Consider the following 2,834-nt stretch of genomic DNA (forward strand, 5'->3'; position numbering starts at 1 on the left):
CGGATCGGGGCGCTCGCGCCGGGGCGGGCGGCGGACCTCGTGCTCCTCGACGAGGACCTCGCCGTGCGCGCCGTGCGCCCGTCGGCCCGGCGCGCCGTCCCCCGGCCGACCGCCCGGGGGGCGGCGTGAGGCAGCAGCGGCTCGAGCGGATCCTCGAGCTCCTCGCGCAGGACGGGCACGTCAGCGTCGCCCGGGTGCGGGAGGAGCTGGGCGCCTCCGACGCCACGGCCCGCCGCGACCTCGACGCGCTGGCCCAGCAGCACCTCGCCGTCCGCACCCACGGCGGCGCCTCGGCCCTCGCGAGCAGCGGCTACGAGCGGCCCCTCGCCGACAAGGCGTCCGTGCGCGCGGAGGCGAAGGAGGCCGTCGGGCGGGCCGCGGCCGCGCTCGTCGCGGTGGGCGACGTCGTGGGCGTCAACGGCGGCACGACGACGACCGAGGTGGCCCGGGCGCTGGTGCGGGCCGACCACCTCGCGCCGGCCGACGGCAGCCGCGGGTTCACGCTCGTCACCAACGCCCTGACGATCGCCGTCGAGGTCGCCGTCCGCCCGCACGCGCGCGTCGTCATGACCGGCGGGACGGTGCGCCACCGCTCGCTCGAGCTCTCGGGGCCCGCCGCGCGCCGGTCGCTGGAGGAGGTCGTCCTCGACGTCGCGGTGCTCGGCGTCGAGGGCGTCGACGCCCGCTTCGGCGCGACGACGGCCGACGCCGGCGAGGCCGACATCGGGCGCGCCCTCGCGGCGGCCGCCCACCGCGTGGTCGTCGTCGCGGACGCCGCCAAGCACGGTCGGACGGGCCCGCAGCGGCTCCTCGACCTGGCGGGGGTCGACGTGCTCGTCACCGACCGCGCGCCCGAGGACCCTCTGGCGGGGGCGCTGGCCGACGCCGGGGTCCGCGTGGTGGTGGCCGACGGCGGGTGAGGCGCCCAGTCTCCGGCGCCGGGCCTCAGCGCCGGCGGACGGCCTCGCCCATCTGCCGCACGGCCCGCTCGAGCAGCGGCCGGGGCATCGCGAAGGTGAGCCGGACGGAGCCCTCGGCGGCCCGTCCGCACGCGGCGCCGTCGGTGAGCGCGACGCCGGCGCGCTCGCGGAAGAAGGCCGCGGGCGAGGGCCCCAGGTCGAGGGCGCGGCAGTCGAGCAGCGCCAGGTAGGTGCCCTCGACGGGCGCCATGACGACGCCCGGCAGGTGCTCCGCGACGAGGTCCGCCAGGAGGTCGCGGGTGCCCTCGAGGTGGACGAGCACCTCGTCGAGCCACGCCCCGCCCTCGGCGTAGGCGGCCGTGGCCGCGAGCACGCCGGGCGTCGACGCGCCGTGCTCGAGGACGGCGCCGACCTCCTCCCAGCGCTCGGCGTCCGCCTCGTTCGACAGCAGCAGCTGCGCGCACTTGAGGCCCGGCAGGTTCCACGCCTTCGACGCGGACGTCGCCGTCACGGTGTGCCGGGCGGCCGCCTCCGACGTCGACGCGTAGGGCACGTGCCGGTGGCGTGAGAAGACGAGAGGGGCGTGGATCTCGTCGGAGAGGACGCGGGCTCCGTGGCGCTCGACGACCTCGCTGATCGCCGTCATCTCCGCGCGCTCGAGCACCCGGCCGACGGGGTTGTGCGGGTTGCAGAGCACGAGCAGGCCCGCGCCGGCGGCGAGGACGGCGTCGAGGGCGTCGAGGTCGTAGACCCAGCGGCCGCCGTCGCGCGCCATCGGCAGCTCGACGTGCTCGCGGCCCAGCGCCCGCGGGAGCGTGAGGAAGGGCATGTAGGCGGGCGTCGGCACGACGACGGCCGACCCGGGCCGCGAGAAGTGCTCGACGGCGACCTGCAGCCCGGCGAGGACGTCGCCCAGCGGTCGCACGCGCTCCGGTGGCACCTCCCAGCCGTACCGGGACGCCGTCCACGCCGCGCACGCCTCGGCCATCGCCCGCTGGCGGGCCGGCGTGAGGTAGCCGAGCGCCCCGGCGTCGACGGCCTCGTGCAGGGCCCGGGTCACCGCGGGCGCCGTGCCGTGGTCGCCCTCGGCGACGAAGGCGCCGATGGCGTCGGGGAAGAGCGTCCACTTCAGCCCGCCGCGGGCACGCAGCTCCTCGAGGGTGAGGTCGTCGACGCCGCGCCGGGCGTCGGGAGGGGCGGGGCTCGTCACGGTCGACCTCCGGTGCGCGCGGGCGGACGTGCGGGAGCATCCGACCATGACCGAGGACGTGGAGGCCGGGCGGGCGACCGGGACGACTCCGGCGACGGGCGGCGGACCGGTCGGCGAGGGCCGCCGCGTCGGGTCGCTCGTGGCGACCAACCTCCTCGGCGGCGTCGGCGTCGCGTCGGGCATCGCGGTGGGCTCGCTGCTCGTGGAGCAGCTCGCGGGCACGGGCGCGGCCGGGCTCGGGCAGGCCGTCGGCGTCCTCGGCGCCGCCGTCGCGGCCGTGCCCCTGGCGCGGCTGGCGGCGCGGCGCGGGCGCCGCTGGTCGCTGCCCGTGGGCTACGGCGTCGCGTGCGTGGGGACGGCGGGCGTCCTCGCGGGCGCGGCGACGTCGTCGCTGCTCCTGCTCGTCGCGGGGCTGGCGCTCTTCGGCGTCGCGCAGGCGGCCGGGCTGCAGTCGCGCTACGCCGCGGCCGACGGCGTCCCCGCGCGCCGGCGGGGGCGCACCATCGCCGTCGTCGTGTGGGCGACGACCGTGGGGTCGGTCGCGGGCCCCAACCTCGCGCCGGCGGGCGGCCGCCTCGGCGAGGCGCTCGGGCTGCCCGCGCTGGCGGGCCCCTACCTCTTCTCCGGTGCCGCGTTCGCGCTCGCGGCGCTCGTCGTCGCCGTCGCCTACCGGGCTCGGCCGGACGCCGTGCACGCCCTCGGAG

3 protein-coding genes are annotated in these 2,834 nt (G+C 79.1%); 2 read left to right on the plus strand and 1 reads right to left on the minus strand.

What is annotated here, in order from left to right; genetic code table 11:
* Positions 1-125: 125 nt before the first annotated feature.
* Entirely contained in the window at positions 126-920 is a 795-nt protein-coding gene (locus HLB09_RS15310) for a DeoR/GlpR family DNA-binding transcription regulator (RefSeq protein WP_171204189.1), read from the plus strand.
* A 25-nt stretch (positions 921-945) separates the two neighbouring features.
* On the opposite strand, the gene HLB09_RS15315 is transcribed toward HLB09_RS15310, so the two are convergent.
* Entirely contained in the window at positions 946-2,130 is a 1,185-nt protein-coding gene (locus HLB09_RS15315; protein ID WP_212771189.1) for a MalY/PatB family protein, read from the minus strand.
* A 46-nt stretch (positions 2,131-2,176) separates the two neighbouring features.
* Between HLB09_RS15315 and HLB09_RS15320 the strand changes: the two genes are divergently transcribed.
* On the plus strand, positions 2,177-2,834 hold a 658-nt coding region (locus HLB09_RS15320; RefSeq protein WP_171204191.1), incomplete at its 3' end, for an MFS transporter.

The sequence above is a fragment of the Pseudokineococcus marinus genome (genome assembly GCF_013004605.1).
Lineage (GTDB): Bacteria > Actinomycetota > Actinomycetes > Actinomycetales > Quadrisphaeraceae > Pseudokineococcus > Pseudokineococcus marinus.